Source organism: Vibrio sp. MOR3 (assembly GCF_001557775.1).
GTDB lineage: Bacteria > Pseudomonadota > Gammaproteobacteria > Enterobacterales > Vibrionaceae > Vibrio > Vibrio jasicida.
The window spans coordinates 261,098-277,760 of the sequence record NZ_LNRD01000007.1 but is presented as its reverse complement, the minus strand read 5'-3'; the positions used below and the strand labels follow the sequence as shown (position 1 = coordinate 277,760).

At 44.3% G+C, this 16,663-nt stretch carries 14 protein-coding genes; 8 read left to right on the top strand and 6 right to left on the bottom strand.

All coding sequences use genetic code 11. The features are described from left to right. Positions 1-95 (top strand): IS3 family transposase (locus ATB76_RS27305; protein ID WP_133146159.1); only part of this gene is annotated, 95 nt, incomplete at its 5' end. Positions 96-149: 54 nt separating this feature from the next. Here the strand turns inward: ATB76_RS27305 and znuB are convergent. Next, positions 150-935 (bottom strand): zinc ABC transporter permease subunit ZnuB, encoded by a 786-nt coding sequence (gene znuB, locus ATB76_RS15780; protein ID WP_038879265.1) that lies wholly within the window; start codon positions 933-935, stop codon positions 150-152. Next, positions 928-1,716, bottom strand: coding sequence for a zinc ABC transporter ATP-binding protein ZnuC (gene znuC, locus ATB76_RS15775; protein WP_061035658.1), 789 nt, complete (start codon positions 1,714-1,716; stop codon positions 928-930). The genes znuB and znuC overlap by 8 nt, the downstream gene beginning before the upstream one ends. A 78-nt stretch (positions 1,717-1,794) precedes the next feature. On the opposite strand from znuC, the gene znuA reads away from it, so the two are divergent. The 5 genes from znuA (at position 1,795) to ATB76_RS15750 (ending at position 9,754) form a co-directional block, all read left to right on the top strand. Further along, on the top strand, positions 1,795-2,676 hold the full coding sequence (gene znuA / locus ATB76_RS15770) for a zinc ABC transporter substrate-binding protein ZnuA (RefSeq protein WP_038865670.1): 882 nt from the start codon (positions 1,795-1,797) through the stop codon (positions 2,674-2,676). Positions 2,677-2,887: 211 nt separating this feature from the next. Beyond that, on the top strand, positions 2,888-6,262 hold the full coding sequence (locus ATB76_RS15765; protein ID WP_061035663.1) for an AraC family transcriptional regulator: 3,375 nt from the start codon (positions 2,888-2,890) through the stop codon (positions 6,260-6,262). A 761-nt stretch (positions 6,263-7,023) separates the two neighbouring features. After that, positions 7,024-7,251 (top strand): FeoA family protein, encoded by a 228-nt coding sequence (locus ATB76_RS15760; protein ID WP_033005426.1) that lies wholly within the window; start codon positions 7,024-7,026, stop codon positions 7,249-7,251. Continuing rightward, positions 7,251-9,527: a Fe(2+) transporter permease subunit FeoB gene (gene feoB, locus ATB76_RS15755; protein WP_061035657.1), complete on the top strand. Its 2,277-nt coding sequence runs from the start codon at positions 7,251-7,253 to the stop codon at positions 9,525-9,527. The genes ATB76_RS15760 and feoB overlap by 1 nt, the downstream gene beginning before the upstream one ends. Next, a complete protein-coding gene (locus ATB76_RS15750) occupies positions 9,524-9,754 on the top strand; it encodes a FeoC-like transcriptional regulator (RefSeq protein WP_038865666.1) in 231 nt (76 codons plus the stop codon). Before feoB ends, ATB76_RS15750 begins: the two co-directional genes overlap by 4 nt. 91 nt (positions 9,755-9,845) lie before the next feature. Here ATB76_RS15750 and ATB76_RS15745 read toward each other — a convergent pair whose 3' ends face one another. The 3 genes from ATB76_RS15745 to argS all read right to left on the bottom strand — a co-directional run bounded on the left by ATB76_RS15745 (position 9,846) and on the right by argS (position 12,776). Further along, positions 9,846-10,367 (bottom strand): YqhA family protein, encoded by a 522-nt coding sequence (locus tag ATB76_RS15745; RefSeq protein ID WP_038865664.1) that lies wholly within the window; start codon positions 10,365-10,367, stop codon positions 9,846-9,848. Positions 10,368-10,516: 149 nt separating this feature from the next. Further along, positions 10,517-10,945 carry an HIT domain-containing protein gene (locus tag ATB76_RS15740; RefSeq protein ID WP_038865663.1) on the bottom strand — a complete coding sequence of 143 codons (429 nt, stop codon included), beginning with the start codon at positions 10,943-10,945 and terminating at the stop codon, positions 10,517-10,519. A 97-nt stretch (positions 10,946-11,042) separates the two neighbouring features. Beyond that, complete coding sequence (gene argS / locus ATB76_RS15735; RefSeq protein WP_038865662.1) at positions 11,043-12,776, bottom strand: arginine--tRNA ligase; 1,734 nt, start codon at positions 12,774-12,776, stop codon at positions 11,043-11,045. Between the two features lie 220 nt (positions 12,777-12,996). Between argS and ATB76_RS15730 the strand changes: the two genes are divergently transcribed. Then, positions 12,997-13,596, top strand: coding sequence for a VOC family protein (locus ATB76_RS15730; RefSeq protein ID WP_061035656.1), 600 nt, complete (start codon positions 12,997-12,999; stop codon positions 13,594-13,596). Positions 13,597-13,671: 75 nt separating this feature from the next. Here ATB76_RS15730 and purU read toward each other — a convergent pair whose 3' ends face one another. Then, positions 13,672-14,505 carry a formyltetrahydrofolate deformylase gene (gene purU / locus ATB76_RS15725; RefSeq protein WP_038879279.1) on the bottom strand — a complete coding sequence of 278 codons (834 nt, stop codon included), beginning with the start codon at positions 14,503-14,505 and terminating at the stop codon, positions 13,672-13,674. Positions 14,506-14,722: 217 nt separating this feature from the next. On the opposite strand from purU, the gene ATB76_RS15720 reads away from it, so the two are divergent. Beyond that, positions 14,723-16,648 carry an ATP-dependent DNA helicase gene (locus ATB76_RS15720; RefSeq protein WP_039975586.1) on the top strand — a complete coding sequence of 642 codons (1,926 nt, stop codon included), beginning with the start codon at positions 14,723-14,725 and terminating at the stop codon, positions 16,646-16,648. Positions 16,649-16,663 lie beyond the last annotated feature (15 nt).

The following is a 16,663-nucleotide window of genomic DNA, read 5'->3' as shown; positions in this document are numbered from 1 at the left end:
AATACATCGAGTACTACAATACCAAACGTATAAAGGTGAAGCTAAAAGGCCTGACTCCGATAGAGTATCGAACTCAGGCCTTGAAAGCCGCTTAACAGAAATGTCCAACTTTACGGGGTCACTTCATTTCGCAGGCTTTTCTTTTTGTCTTACGCTTTGCGCCTAATCAGTTGGCTAAGCATAAATAGGGATGTCGCGCTAATCACAACAGAAGGACCTGCGGGTGTATCAAAATGCCAAGACAGACTGAGTCCCATTAATACAGCAACAGAGCCAATGATTGAGGCGAAAAAGGCCATTTGTTCCGGCGATGAAGAGACTTTACGTGCGGTTGCTGCAGGGATGATCAATAGGGAAGTCATAATCAGTGCACCAACAAACTTCATACCTACTGCGATAACAATACCGACCATCAGCATTAATACTAAGCGCACTAAATCTGTATTTACGCCTTCGACAGCAGCTAACTCTTCACTTACGGTGCTCGATAACAATGGACGCCAGAAAAAGTACAAACATGCACTTACAGCCACAACACCAGCGTAAATGAACATTAAGTCTTGTGGAGAAACGGCGAGTAAATCACCAAATAGGTAGCTCATCAAGTCAATGCGAACATTATCCAAGAAGCTCACAGAAACTAAGCCGATGGAAAGGGCGCTATGAGCTAAAATACCAAGTAGGGTATCGGTGGCAACGAGTTGCTGTTTTTGTAGCGTTACGAGCAATACCGCAAGGGCTAAACAGCACACTAAAAGAGCCAGATACAAATTTACATTAAGCAGAAAGCCAAGGGCGAGTCCCATTAGGGAAGCATGCGCTAACGTATCACCAAAGTAAGCCATTTTCCGCCACACGACGAAAGAGCCTAATGGTCCTGCAATAATGGCAATACCAATGCCAGCAAGAATAGAAGGCAGTAAAAACTCAATCATGGTGGTGATGTCCGTGGTTATGTTGTGAGCAAGATGTCGCATCGCCTGTTACAGGAGAGCCGGCAAGATCGTGATGATGGTGTTCATGATCATGATGATAAAAAGCAAGCGATTCACGAGTCGCGTTACCAAATAGAGCGATGTACGACGGATGCTGAGTAATCGTCGCTGGTGAGCCAGAGCAACAAACATGATGGTGCAAACATATGACATCATCTGTTTTCGCCATTACCAGATGCAGGTCGTGCGATACCATGAATACACCACAATCGAAGCGATGACGAATGCTTTCGATTAAATCGTATAAGTCAATCTGACCTTGAATATCAACGCCTTGAGCTGGTTCATCAAGCACTAAGAGTTCTGGTCGCTGGAGTAGAGCACGAGCGAGCAATACCCGCTGGTTCTCACCACCAGACAAGCGATGCATATTGCTATTTAGTAAGTGTTCCGCTCCAACTAATCTCAAAGCATCTAGGCATTCTTGTTTGCTGTATTTCCCAGCAAGATTAAGGAATCGAACGACATTGAGAGGCAGAGAGTCGTTGAGTTTCAGTTTCTGAGGAACATATCCAATCTTCAGCTTTCGTTTGCTCGTAAGTTTGCCACTTGTCGGTTTTTGTAACCCTAAAATGACCCGAACTAAAGTGGATTTTCCCGCTCCGTTGGGACCGATAAGAGTAGTGATTCTACCCTTTTCTAATTCCATGCTGATGTTATCAAGAACCCTACGACCATCGAATTCGACGCACAGCTGTTCAAGACGGACTAATGAAGACATGAATGAAACTCATTTGCAAACTGATAATGTTATAATGTAACATTATCTCACTTTCAACGCCATATCCCAAGTAAAACTATGAAAAGAGCACTAATTCTTGCTGCTTCAGCAATACTAACTTTACCTGCACACGCAGTGACCGTGTTAACCAGCATCAAACCTATTCAAATGATCACAACTGAGCTAACGGAAGGTGTAACAACACCGGATGTGTTACTTCAGAATAATGCCTCTCCTCATGATTATGCTTTGCGTCCTTCGGATGTCAAAAAAGCGGCTGCGGCTGATCTTGTTATTTGGTATGGGCATGATTTAGAACCCTTCCTTGAAAAAGTGGTAGCAGACAAAGACAACACGCTTACCGTAAGTAAAATTCCAGACCTTAAATTGCGTGAATTTGGTAGCGAGCATGCTCACGACCATGATGGGCACGATCACGGTACCCATGATCCTCATTTTTGGCTTGGTATTGAAACCGTTCAACAAGTCGCTAACGCGATCGCCCATAAACTCGCTGAAATCGATCCTGCTAATGCCAGCACTTATGCAGCAAACCTGAAAAAATTTGATGAACATCTGAAAACGACAGACGCAGAAATTAAGCAAGAGCTTACGCCAGTTAAAGACAAGGGATACTTCGTTTTTCATGATGCCTATGGTTACTTTGAAGCGCGTTATGGGCTAAACCAAATGGGCCACTTTACTGTCTCTCCTGATCGCAAGCCTGGCGCAAAAACATTGATTCATATCCGTAAAACACTAGGGACGGGCGATGTAGCATGTGTCTTTTCTGAGCCACAGTTTACTCCTGCAGTGATCGAAAGTGTTATGCGTGGTAATGACGTGAACACTGGCGTACTTGATCCGCTAGGCAGTGAAATTGATGTACAGTCAGGCAGTTACTTTGCATTTCTGAAACAAATGTCGAATAGCTTTAGTCAATGTTTGAGCGAAAAGTAACAAATGTGTTGTTACTCCTTACACTGAATTCGTTTTTAACGTGATCCAACAGTAAGAATTGCAACCTTTGGCGCAGTGAGTCTTTCCTATTAAAGGATTTGAAGTATCATTATCAATAATTAGCGGCTCGAAATAACCATATTGACACTTAGCTATGGAAGGCATGAGTGTACAAGAGCACGCACGTATTGATACATGTAAGGATTTCAACTTGCTGCGCCCATTAGCCCTATTTTTGGGTTTTTTTGTCCTCTCATTTCAAGCGTTTGCTTCAAGTGAAGCGAATGCGATCTTCTACCCTTTGCCAAATCAGGTTAAGGGCACTTTTATTGCGGCGAAAAAATTGTTTCCTGGTGAACAGGGCGGGCTATGGATCCATGATGTTCACGGCAGAGTATTGTTCTATGACGGTCAAACGACGCTGCCCAAATCAGGCAGTTTCCTGCCAGCGAGAGAAGAGCAATTAGCCTATCACAAAGGGTCATTTTGGACCTTTGTTGAAAATGAAGTTTATCAAACCTACCCAAATCGAGATCGTCGGCTAGTCTTTAGCCTCAATCCAGGCTCCCAAATACGTAAAATTGGTTCTTCGGGTCAATATATTTGGGTCAGTGATGGTGCGCATTTCTATACGTATAACATCGACACCAGCGAGCTGAATTCCTTCTCATTGCTCCAGCTTTATCAGCACAGCAACAATAGCTATGTATACATCAACGATGCCATATTTGTTGAAACAAAATGGGCATTGGCGACGACATCAGGTGTCTATCTTTCTGAAGGCAATTCGTTTAATCACGTCGTTTCCTCAGGTAAGCACTACATAGAAAAAGTCTATTATTCGCATACTCGAAGGGAAATACTCATCGGAACGTTGAAAGGTGCGCTGATTTTCAATATTTACGAGCCTAACAAACCCGTGATCAGAATCGGAGCCTCCCATGTTTTGACGTTTGCAGAGACGAACCAAGAGTATTGGGTTGGTACGGAACAAGGGTTATATCTGTACTCTTTTTTGACTGGTGCTGTGACTCAGGTGACACCTGCAAGTTTCTTGGAGATCGAATTAGCGAGTACCAAAATTTACTCTTTGTTGAACGATAATATGGGAGGAATGTGGATCGCGACGAATCAAGGGATTCGCTATTACTCACTATTCAGCAAAAAGTTTGAACGTATTTCTTTCAGCAGTTATGACTCACAAACACTTTCTGGCCGTATTCGACAGACATTAACTGGCCCAGATGGCGCGTTATGGTTTGTCGATGACCACAACTTATATCGTTCTGGCTCTAAAGGTGTCATGAAAGTGATGAATTCAGCATCACAAATCAATGAGTTTGCTTTCCAAGGCGACAGATTATGGCTGGCGACGTCTTCAGGGTTAGAGATCTACAATTTAAATGATTTAGAACGTGTTAGTTATCCCTATTTAAGGGTTATGGCTGGTCGACCTATCGATCATATCGTTGCTGATGGTTCAACAAGACTGTGGGCTTCAAGTGGATATCAATTATTTAATATTGATGTTTCTAGCCAAGAAGTTAGGAACTTTGGTAGTGATTGGTTAGTCAGCCAATACCTACCTGCTAAGATCACCCGTCTCTACGACAAAGAAGAACTGTTATTGATTGGTACTGACCACGGTGTGTACGAGTACGATGGAGAACAAATCCGATTTAACCGTTTCTCAGAAAAATACGGTGAATCCTTAGACATGATTACAGCAATCGACGGTTCTCAGTGGTTTGCCTCTGCATACGGCGTGTTTAAAACGATGCCAGGTAGTGATTCAAAGCAAGTCATGGAAATGAGTGTTTCCAACTCTCGACCAGCATGCATGATCAGTGACTCTGAAGGCGTCTGGCTCGCATCGTCTGTTGGCCTGAGTTATTACCATTTATCTGGTCAGTTAATGAAACATTATTCCTCTTCATCCGGCTTGATAAATAATGAGTTCTTGCCTGGTGTATGTAATACGATCAGGCGTGCTGAGGATAGTAACCGCCAACTTATCTTTGGTTCGCAATATGGGTTGGTCAAGGCTGATGCTTCTAAGCTTCTGGTGTCTAATACGCCAGAATCCAAGCTTATTGTTAGCCAAGTCATGTTAGAAAATGATGTGGTTCAAGTCGGAAGCGCCGATCTTTTGGAGATGAAGCTACCGTATGGGTCTTCTTTAAGTTTCCTTTTTGGTGTCATGCCTAAACCTGACAATCAGAATTTGTATTATCGCTTGCACGAAAATGAGAAGTGGCAAACTTTAGAAGGTGGGCAACTGACTCTAGAGCACCTGAATTCAGGAGAGTATCACTTACAAGTGAGTAATGACTCACAATTAGCCTCTGGAATGATAGGGCTTGATTCGAAATTTACTGTCTTGGAACCGTGGTATTTATCTAAACTCGCGATCACGGGTTTTACCATGGTGGTTATTGTCATTCTTGCTTTGATTATTTACTGGCGTTCTCGCTATGTACTACAGGCCAACCGTGACCTCGCTGCTCAAGTTACATTGAAAACAAACCAATTACGCCATCAAAGTCGTGTATTACTCACCAGTAATCAGCAGTTGAGAAAGCAAATACAGGTAAGAAACTTATTAGTCGACCATGTTGCCCAATCGATTAAGACAAGCGTCGATTCCATTGCCAATAGGTTGCCTATAGATCTGGACTCAGCAACCCAAGACCATCTTTCGAAAACCTACTGGCAACTTAACGAATTAAAGAGTTCGCCAGAAGATAGCAGCGGTGGCAGCCAAAATTACAACCTAAGCCAAATAACGCAGTCTGTCGTTGACGTATGGCGAGAGGATTTCTCGAAAGCTGGCATTGTTGTCGAGTTGGAAGATGCTAATAAATCCAGTCGAATCGCACTTGAGAGTTTTAATCTCGATGTTATCTTCAATAGCATCTTTGCTAATGCGATAAAGCGTTCATTCCGAGGTCAGTCAGTTAAGCTGGTCTTAGAGGAGGGAAATGACATTGTTTCGCTCAGCTTTATCGATTACGGAACTCAACTGCCTAGTAAAGTGTCGACGATGCGTCCTTCTAATACTACAAATGTAGACTTAAGTATGGACAACCTGCCTCAACTGGTATCGGTGAGTGGAGGACATTTATCAATGTTCGCCTCTGATGCTCAGAATAAAATCGAAATCACTTGGCCATGTGCGCAAGAGCTGAGTCATGTTGAGGAATCATTACCGGAATTTACCCAATCAGAACCAATATCGGAGAAAGTGTCACCGGAGCAAGAGTGGCTGATGAAAGTTTATCAATTAGTTGCAGAAAATTATCATGATGCGGAATTCGGTACCGCCTCTGCGGCGAAGTTGCTGTTTATGTCTGAACGTAGCTTACAGCGTCGTTTCAAATCCGCGTCATCGAGAACTTTCAAAGATTATCTTACAGAGGTGCGCTTAGAAACAGCATGTGAGCAGCTATTAGCGGGTGAAAAAATCAGTGAAGTTGCATTTAATTGCGGCTTTAATGACCCTTCCTACTTCAGTCAAAAGTTTAAGCACCACTTCGGTCTGCCTCCGTCTAAGTTTGCTATGACGCAAGAGAATCAAGTTAGCTAGATTCATTAGCTTTTGATGCTCTGCTATTAAATTGTTAAGCCCAGCTCGTTTTGATGCTGGGCTTTTTATTACGCCAAGCATCGAATCGACTTGATTTGACGCGGCCTGTTAGAGGCATGCTTTGAGATGCGAGCGATGACTATTTATCACATGATCTTCTGGTTGTGTGTGGTTGAGTGTGCTCGAGGTAGTGCAATTAAGTTCGGGAAACTAACAGTGAACAATGGAGTGTTGATGTATTGAGTATTAAGGGGAGTAAAGCGTTAAGTGGATAAAGAAAGAGAAGAAAAAAAATATCGTGGTATAGCCGGGGGGACTATACCACGGGTGTCAATGACACCTTCGCTTGCTGCCGGAGTGACATGTTGCCATGTCACCTCTGGAATTCTTTTGAGTGGCTGTTGCCTCTCGATGGGTTAACTATACGAGACCTCACTTATTTTTCTTATAAAAATAACGACAGGTTGATGTGAGAAAAGCGACAAAATGCAATTTTAAATACAAGCAATTGTTTTTGTTGGTTTTTTTTGTTTTTGGGTGATTTGTTTGTTGCGATTGTGTTAATTACTAGATTGCTGAAAATATTCAATTTTGACGAAAATGACGTGAGATTAATTAACGGAGTTGACGTTTCATTTCGCCAAAAGCATTAATGAAATCTTTGATTTCACACAATGAATGAGAGGGTATAGAAGAGTAACATTAGCGCCCTATACTATTAATAATAATATTTATCATTTGCACTACTCTTAAGGGCCACTATGAAGCTATCAGAAATTAAACCTGGCGAAACAGTGACAATTCGGTTGTTAGAAGGACTTACGTCGGACGTCAGAAAAAAGCTAATGGTAATGGGACTACTTCCAAATACTGAGGTTAAAGTTATTCGACGTGCTCCAATGGGTGACCCACTGCAAGTTGAAGTTCGTGGTGTTTCTGTTGCATTGCGAGAGGCCATTGCGCAGAACATTGAAGTGGAGCGAGCATAATGCAATACCAAATTCTTACGGTCGGTAACCCAAACAGCGGTAAAACGACACTTTTTAATGGCCTTACTGGTGCAAAACAACAAGTCGGCAACTGGGCTGGTGTAACGGTTGAAAAGAAAACTGGTCAGTTTAAACACGCTGGTGATGAATTTCTGCTGACAGACCTTCCGGGTATTTACTCTCTAGATAGTGGTAATGACAGTAATAGTATTGATGAGTCTATCGCGTCTCGTGCGGTTCTGACGCACCCTGCTGATCTGATCATCAACGTAGTCGATGCAACAAGTCTTGAACGTAGCTTATATATGACACTGCAGCTGCGCGAGCTTGGTCGTCCGATGATTGTTGTATTAAACAAAATGGACGCACTTAAGCGTGAACGCCAAATCATCAACGTTGCAGAACTAGAAAAAACGTTGGGTTGCCCGGTAGTTAGCCTGTCAGCGACAAACAAAGCACAAGTAGCAGAATTTAAAGAGAAGCTGCACAAGTCTGTGGTTCAAGGTGTCGCGTTAAAAGAAGTCGCTTTGAACTACGGCGAACAAATGGAAGCGGCGATCGGCAAAGTTTCGGCTCTTTTCAATGATCAAACCGTTTCTCACCGAGCATTGGCGATTCGCGCACTAGAAAAAGATGCACTGGTTCTTAATAGCATGTTGGATGCAGACCGCAATAGTGTTGAAAATACGATTGCCGAGCTAGATCTTGATGTTGACCTGCATGTGGCTGACACCAAATACACACATCTTCACGAAGAGTGTAAGAAAGTACGCCGTAGCGAAGGTAAGCTAAGCCGCAGCGTGACTGAAAAGCTAGACCAATTCATTTTGAACAAGTGGGTGGGCATTCCATTCTTCTTCGTTGTGATGTACCTAATGTTCATGTTCTCTATCAACATTGGTAGTGCGTTCATCGACTTCTTCGATATCGGTGTTGGTGCTCTGTTGGTTGATGGTGGTCACCACTTGTTAGACGGTCATTTGCCTGTGTGGTTAGTGACGGTTCTTGCTGATGGTATCGGTGGTGGTATCCAGACGGTTGCAACCTTCATTCCGGTTATCGCTTGTTTGTACCTGTTCCTAGCGGTACTTGAGAGCTCAGGTTACATGGCTCGTGCAGCATTCGTATTAGACAAAGTGATGCAGAAGATCGGTCTACCGGGCAAAGCATTTGTACCGTTGGTTCTTGGTTTTGGCTGTAACGTTCCGTCAATCATGGCAACTCGTACTCTAGACCAAGAACGTGAGCGTAAACTGGCTGCATCTATGGCGCCATTTATGTCATGTGGTGCTCGTCTGCCTGTATACGCGTTATTCGCTGCGGCATTCTTCCCTGGTTCTGGTCAGAACATTGTATTCGCACTTTACCTACTTGGTATTGTGGCAGCGATCTTCACGGGTCTTTTCCTTAAGTACACGCTTTACCCAGGTAGCAGTGACAGCCTAGTAATGGAAATGCCTGATTACGAGCTTCCGACGCTACAAAACGTGGTGATCAAAACTTGGCAAAAGCTAAAGCGCTTTGTACTTGGTGCAGGTAAAACCATCGTTATCGTTGTTGCTATTCTGAGTTTCTTCAACTCATTGGGTACTGATGGCAGTTTTGGTAACGAAGACAGCGAAAACTCTGTGCTTTCTAAAGCAGCGCAAGTCGTGACTCCAGTATTCTCACCAATCGGCGTTCAAGAAGACAACTGGCCAGCGACGGTAGGTATCATTACCGGTATCTTCGCAAAAGAGGCGGTAGTTGGTACGCTGAACAGTCTATACACTACGCCAAGCGACGGCGAAGACGCAGAATTTGATCTAATGGGCAGCCTAGAAGAGGCAGTAATGAGTATCCCAGAAAACCTAGCCGGTTTGAGCTACTCAGATCCACTAGGTATTGAAGTGGGTGACTTAACTGACTCAAATGCAGTTGCAGAAGAACAAGAAGTCGATGCTTCTATCTTCGGTAACATCAAATCGCAGTTTGCTTCTGGCAATGCAGCGTTTGCTTACCTAATCTTTATCTTACTGTACACACCATGTGTTGCAGCAATGGGTGCTTACGTACGTGAGTTTGGCCATAAGTTCGCTCGATTTATAGCAGTATGGACTATGGGACTGGCTTACCTATGTGCGACGTTCTACAACCAACTGACACATTTCGCAGATAGCCCAGTGACCAGCGGTATTTGGATTGCGGTAATTGTAGCAATCTTCTTTGGCACATACCGTGTGTTCAAACGAGTTGGTAAGAAGCAAAACGGTGCATTAGAGGCGCAAGTAGCATGATTTTAAAAGAGCTTTATCAATACATTGCAGACAAAGGAATCGTCTCTCAATCAGATCTGGCTAAGCAGTTTGGGATGAGTGAAGATGGCGCCGACGCGATGTTAAGCGTGTGGATCAAGAAGGGAAAAATTAACCGTCTAGTCGACACCAATAAAGCTCATGATGTGACTCGAGTACGTTACTCAGTAACTAAGCAAGATGGTTTATCACTGACAGTGACCATGTAGCAATCAAACTTATCATGTAAAGACGACAAAGCCGCATCAGTAACGATGCGGCTTTTCTTTTGCTAGTTATTGTATTGTGAATACAGCGGAATCAATGCTCTTCAGAGTGTTTAGTCGCACCTAACCCTAGGAACTTCAACCCTAGACTTAAAACTAAAATCGAAATAGGTAAGGTCAAGATCGTCCAATTTAAGCTGTCGAAGTTAATCAGTACGAGCTCCAAGAACTTCACAAACAAAATCACAATGATGACTTCAGCCAAGATATTTTTCAGGTGGCCGATGTTTGGGGTTCTGATCCAATGTAAAACCGACTGTTCTTGTGTTTTCGCTTTAGCTTTGTTGGAAATAAATAGTGTGTAGATGCCGTGAGCAAAGATGAACAAAACTAGCGCAACAAGAAATGTATCCAGTGACTTGATCAAATAAGCGATCGCGATATCTGCTTTATCTAAATGTGCGAGTGCTTCCGGAGGTGTTTGATTAAGAATGAAGACTGCAAACGCCGAATAGGTTTTCGCTGCGCCCATAACAAAAAGCAAGAACGAAGCAGCCATAGAACAGATGATGGCGATCCAGCTGACGTATCGGAATGTGTTGAAGACTTGTTTCATGATGACCCTCTCTAATTGAGCTGGCAGTCTAAACAAGTTTGATTTAAGTGATAATCCCAGAAAAATGAGAAAGATTGTTACAAATATGCATTAATCTTCCTCTACTTATCTCGTGTGTATTCAAAGGCGGATGATTTTACTCGCGGTGCTTATGCCTTTTGGAAAATAGAGCTCAGTGACAGCACGTTCTTAATGCGCCCAAGTAGCTCGTTTTGCTCTTCTTCTGTACGGAATTTACCTTTGGTGTTACCCCAAACCGGTCCAGGCCATGCGACGTCATCTTTGAAGCGAGCGATATGGTGAACGTGCAGCTGTGGCACCATATTACCTAGCGCACCAAGGTTTAACTTGTCTGGACGGAATGTTGCTTCCAGTGCTTGGCTTACTGCCTGAGACTCTAGCAAAAATTGTTGCTGTTCTTGCATTGGCAAGTGGTGAAGCTCTTTTAGGTTTGCACGTTTTGGTACCAAGATAACCCATGGCACGGCATTGTCTTTATGCAGAAGCGCCACACACAGTGGGAAGTGACCGATAACGGTAGTGTCTTTTGCCAATTGAGGGTGCAGTTCAAAACTCATTATATTATCCGATTTGAATTGAATGACATCAGTATACGCCAGATAAAACAAAAGGTTGACGCTTTCACGCCAACCTTTCTAAATCATCTCGATTCGCTTACATGCGCTCTAGAGTATCGATACCTAGTAGAGACAGGCCCTGCTTGATAGTCTTCGCTGTTAGCGCTGCTAGTTTCAGACGGCTTTGTTTCACTGCTTCGTCTTCTGCCACTAGGATAGGGCACGCTTCGTAGAAGCTAGAGAACTGACCTGCTAATTCGAATAGGTAGCTACACATGATGTGTGGTTGACCTTCGCGAGCAACAGATTGAACCGCTTCTTCGAACTGCATAAGTTTTGCAATAAGCGCTTTTTCTTTCTCGTCAGTGATTTTGATTTCACCTTGTAGATCATCCATAGAAACGCCAGCTTTAGCGAATACAGATGCTACACGAGTGTAAGCGTATTGCATGTACGGTGCAGTGTTACCTTCGAACGCTAGCATGTTGTCCCAATCGAACACGTAGTCCGTAGTACGGTGCTTAGAAAGGTCTGCGTATTTAACCGCTGCCATTGCAACAGTATTTGCGATCGCTTTCTTCTCGTCTTCAGCTAGCTCAGGGTTCTTAGATTCGATCAGCTGTGCTGCACGAACTTCTGCTTCATCAAGAAGGTCTGCTAGACGAACAGTACCACCAGCACGAGTCTTGAATGGTTTACCGTCTTTACCTAGCATCATGCCGAATGCATGGTGTTCAAGAGAAACAGATTCTGGAATGTAACCCGCTTTACGAACGATAGTCCAAGCTTGCATTAGGTGTTGGTGCTGACGAGAGTCGATGAAGTAAAGTACGCGGTCTGCGCCTAGTTCTTCGTAACGGTATTTCGCACATGCGATGTCCGTTGTTGTGTATAGGAAGCCGCCGTCGCGTTTTTGAACGATAACGCCCATCGCTTCGCCGTCTTTGTTCTTGAATTCTTCAAGGAACACAACTTGCGCACCGTCATCTTCAACCGCAAGACCTTGTGCTTTAAGGTCTGCTACGATCTTAGGTAGCATGTCGTTGTACATGCTCTCGCCCATTACGTCATCACGAGATAGAGATACGTTTAGACGATCGTAGTTACGTTGGTTTTGGATCATGGTAACGTCAACTAGCTTCTTCCACATTTCTGCGCAGAACTCGTCACCGCTTTGCAGTTTTACAACGTAGCCACGAGCTTTTACTGCAAACTCTTCGTCTTCATCGTACAGCTTTTTCGATTCACGGTAGAAACCTTCAAGATCCGCCAGTTCCATAGAAACTTCGCCAGACTCTTGTTGTACACGCTCAAGGTTTGCGATAAGCATGCCGAACTGAGTACCCCAGTCACCGATGTGGTTCGCACGGATCACTTTGTGACCTAGGAACTCAAGAGTACGTACTACTGCATCACCGATGATGGTTGAACGTAGGTGACCAACGTGCATTTCTTTAGCAACGTTTGGTGCAGAGTAGTCAGCAACGATAGTTTGAGCTTCGTCTGCTGCAACGCCAAGACGTGAGTCAGCCAGTGCTGCTTCCGCTTGTTTTGCTAGGAACTCTTCGCTTAGGAAAATGTTGATGAAACCAGGACCAGCGATTTCTGTCTTGCTCGCAATACCATCTAGGTCTAGAACATCCAGTACTTTCTGTGCAAATTCTCGTGGGTTAGTACCCAGTTTTTTAGCAACGCCCATTACGCCGTTTGCTTGGTAGTCACCAAATTGTGGCTTTGCTGATTGGCGTACTGCCGCAGGGCTGCCTGCAGGTGCGCCAGCGGCTTCTAGAGCCTGAGATACTTTGTCATTAATAAGTGCTTGGATATTCACACGCGTTTCCTTCAATTCAAGGACGAAGAACTCGGCGAAGTAAGTGCCGAGTTCTGTTGGAGTTCACAAAAATGGGGCTAATGATAACAACTTTATTGCTTTTCATACAGAGAGGAATTGGGGAAATTTATACTTTTTCGATTGAATGGAAATGTGGCTTGGTTTGCGTTTACTATTGCGCTCATAGTAATGAGATAAATCGCCCTATAAGAGAGCCACAATGACGACTCAACTAGTTGAAAAACGCCTAGCGCCTGAATTGATGATCCAAGATCTGGATGCATTTATGGCGAAGATTGAAGAGCTTGCATCCCTGTTAAAACTGGATCTGAGCTTTGCTCAAGCTGACCATATTGCGCTGCGTATTAATGATACTGAAACAGCGAAAGCCGCGCATGAAGCATGGAGCCAATACGGTAAGGTTATCTCGCAAGCGGAAATCAACGGTCGCCCAATTATTGTTATCGAATTCGACAAAGCGTTGGAAAGCCGTGGCTGGAATATAGAGTGTTTGGAGCTACCATACCCAGCGGAAGGCAAAATCTACTCAACTGAAAGCTGGGAACATGTGGAGTTTGTGATTCCGTCTCATGCTGAAACCGCCGATGAGTTTTTAGCGGATTTGAAACACACTTATCCTGCGTTTGGTGCGCGTTTTGATGAGTTAGGAGAGCTGGGCGTGAAGATCAAACTATCGAGCCCAAAAGGGGAAGGCGAACGCTTGAACAACCCAACCGTGGCGTTTAAGTATCAAGGTATTTGTATCAAGCTGCACCCACATTCACTCAAGCGTATTGTGGAGTCAGAGCAGGCTGAATAAGTTAGCTTTTAACGATTAGAAAGAAGAAAGGGTTGCCCAATGAGCAACCCTTTCTTTTATTGAAATTCGATAAACTTAAAGAATAACCGTCTTATTGCCGTAAACAAAAACGTGATCATTGATCACTTTATTCAAAGCCTTGCTCAATACGTTCTTCTCGACATCGCGACCCGCTTGCGCCATATCTTGTGCGCTAAACGTGTGATCCACTGGAATAACGTCCTGCTTGATGATTGGGCCTTCATCCAAGTCATTCGTCACGAAGTGCGCTGTTGCACCGATGATCTTCACACCGCGGTCGTAAGCTTGTTGGTACGGTTTTGCGCCGATAAACGCGGGTAAGAAGCTGTGGTGGATATTGATGATCTTGTGACGGTATTTCTCTACGAAAGTTGGAGTGAGAACACGCATGTATTTCGCTAGCACAAGATAATCGGCATCGTATTGATCAATCACTTCAAGCATCTTCTGCTCGTGCTCTTCACGGCTAAGATCTTCGTGTGTCACGTGGTGATAAGGGATATCAAAACGTTCGGTCAGCGTTTGCAGTTTGTCGTAGTTACCAACAACCGCAGCAATTTCAACATCTAAGCTGCCGTCATAAGTCTTCATCAGAATATCACCCAAACAGTGCGCTTCTTTCGTCACTAGGATAACGATGCGTTTGCGGCGAGAGCTGATCAACGTGCGCTTTGCTCCTTGCGGCAGTGCTTGATCTAAATCAGCGAGAAGCGTTTGATCGTTGAAGTATCCCTCCAACTCAGTTCTCATGAAAAAGTGCCCACTGGTGTTATCAACAAACTCGTTATTATGAACGATATTCAGCTGATGCTTATAACAGATATTGGTGATTTTTGAGATTAAACCCGGTGCGTCGCTGCAATGAGTCAACAGTGTTTTCTTTTCCATAAATCAGATACTTCCATGCATTATTTTTCTAGCGTACGAATAAAGTACTCACTTTAGAAGCGTGAATCGTACGGCAATCTGACTTCATAAATAATCTATTCTTGGCGTGGTTTCAACAAATTATCCGCATGATGCTAAAACCTAGTGCTTTTGTTGGCTGATGTTTACGCTCAACTCCTGATATACTCTCGACAATTTTTCCAACCAGATGTCAGGCATGATCGCAAAAACATTCTCCTCTGAGGGCGCGTTAGGTAAAGCCATTCCGGGCTTCCAAGCTCGCCAGCCACAAATTGATATGGCAGAAGCTGTCAGCAATGCGATCAAAGACCAAACTCAGTTGGTGGTTGAAGCGGGAACGGGGACCGGCAAAACCTTCGCTTACCTTGTGCCTGCGTTATTGAGTGGCAAGAAAGTCATCATCAGTACCGGGTCGAAGAACCTACAAGAACAGCTGTATCACCGTGATTTGCCTTTGATGGTGAATTCGCTGGGCTTCTATGGTCAAGTGGCACTTTTAAAAGGTCGTTCTAACTACCTTTGTTTGGATCGTTTAAGTCGTCAAATGGTCGAAAGCCATACGAATCAAGCTGACCCAACACTGCTTACCCAATTGGTTAAGGTTCGTAGTTGGTCGTCTGAAACTAAAACGGGTGACTTGGGTGATTGCGATGATCTGCCAGAAGACAGCATGATTATTCCGACGATTACGTCAACGAATGATAACTGTCTGGGTAAAGACTGTCCGAGCTACACCGATTGTTTCGTCTTGAAAGCACGTAAACGTGCGATGGATTCAGACATTGTTGTAGTCAACCACCACTTATTCCTTGCAGACCTTGCGATCAAAGAAACTGGCTTTGGTGAATTGATCCCAGAAGCTGACGTGTTCATATTCGACGAAGCTCACCAGCTTCCAGATATTGCCAGCGAATACTTCGGTCAATCGATCTCTAGCCGTCAGATCCAAGAGCTCGCCAAAGACATTGAGATTGCCTACCGTACAGAAGCAAAAGACATGCGCCAGCTGCAAAAAGTGGGCGATAGGCTGATGCAAAGTGCGATGGACATGCGCATCGTGCTAGGTGAACCGGGCTTTCGTGGTAACTGGCGTGAAGCGATGCAATCTGAGTCCATTAAACGTGAATTGGTGCGTTTAACTGATAGCTTAGATCTGGCGATTGATGTGTTGAAACTGGCACTGGGTCGAAGCCAGTTGCTGGATACTGCGTTTGAACGTGCCAATCTAATAAAAGGTCGAATTGACCGTGTTTGCGATGTCGACATCACAGGTTATTCCTATTGGTTTGATACATCGCCACGTCATTTTGCTCTGCACATTACGCCGCTTTCGGTGGCGGATAAATTCCATGAGCAAATCGAAATCAAACAAGGCGCGTGGATTTTTACCTCAGCAACCCTAGCGGTTTCGGGTGACTTTAAACACTTTACCGACCGTCTTGGATTAAAGCCGAAGCAACAGTTTTCGTTGCCATCTCCGTTTGATTACGAGAAGCAAGCACGCTTATGTGTGCCTCGTTATCTACCAGAGCCAAACAGCCCTGGCTTAGCCGACAAACTGGTGCGAATGCTTGCGCCTGTGATTGAAGAAAACGATGGGCGTTGTTTCTTTCTGTGTACTTCGCACAGCATGATGCGTGAGCTTGGTGAACGCTTTCGTGAAGTGCTGGATTTGCCAGTGCTAATGCAAGGCGAAATGAGCAAACAAAAGACCCTTGCCGAGTTTATGGAGCTAGGTAATGCATTGCTGGTGGCGACGGGGGCATTCTGGGAGGGGATCGATGTTAGAGGTGATGCGCTGAGCTGTGTTATCATCGACAAATTACCGTTTACTGCCCCTGATGACCCGCTGCTCAAAGCCCGAATCGAAGATTGTCGATTACGTGGCGGTGAGCCGTTTGCAGAAGTGCAAATCCCAGATGCGGTTATCACGTTAAAGCAGGGTGTAGGACGTTTGATTCGAGACCAAAAAGACCATGGAGCCTTGATCATTTGCGACAACCGTTTGGTAACGCGTGATTACGGTGGCATCTTCCTCGGCAGTTTACCGCCAATCCCAAGAACACGGGATTTGGAACGAATCAAAACATTCCTAAAAACAGAACAACCTGCCGCAGATTAATACGCTGTGGCATCA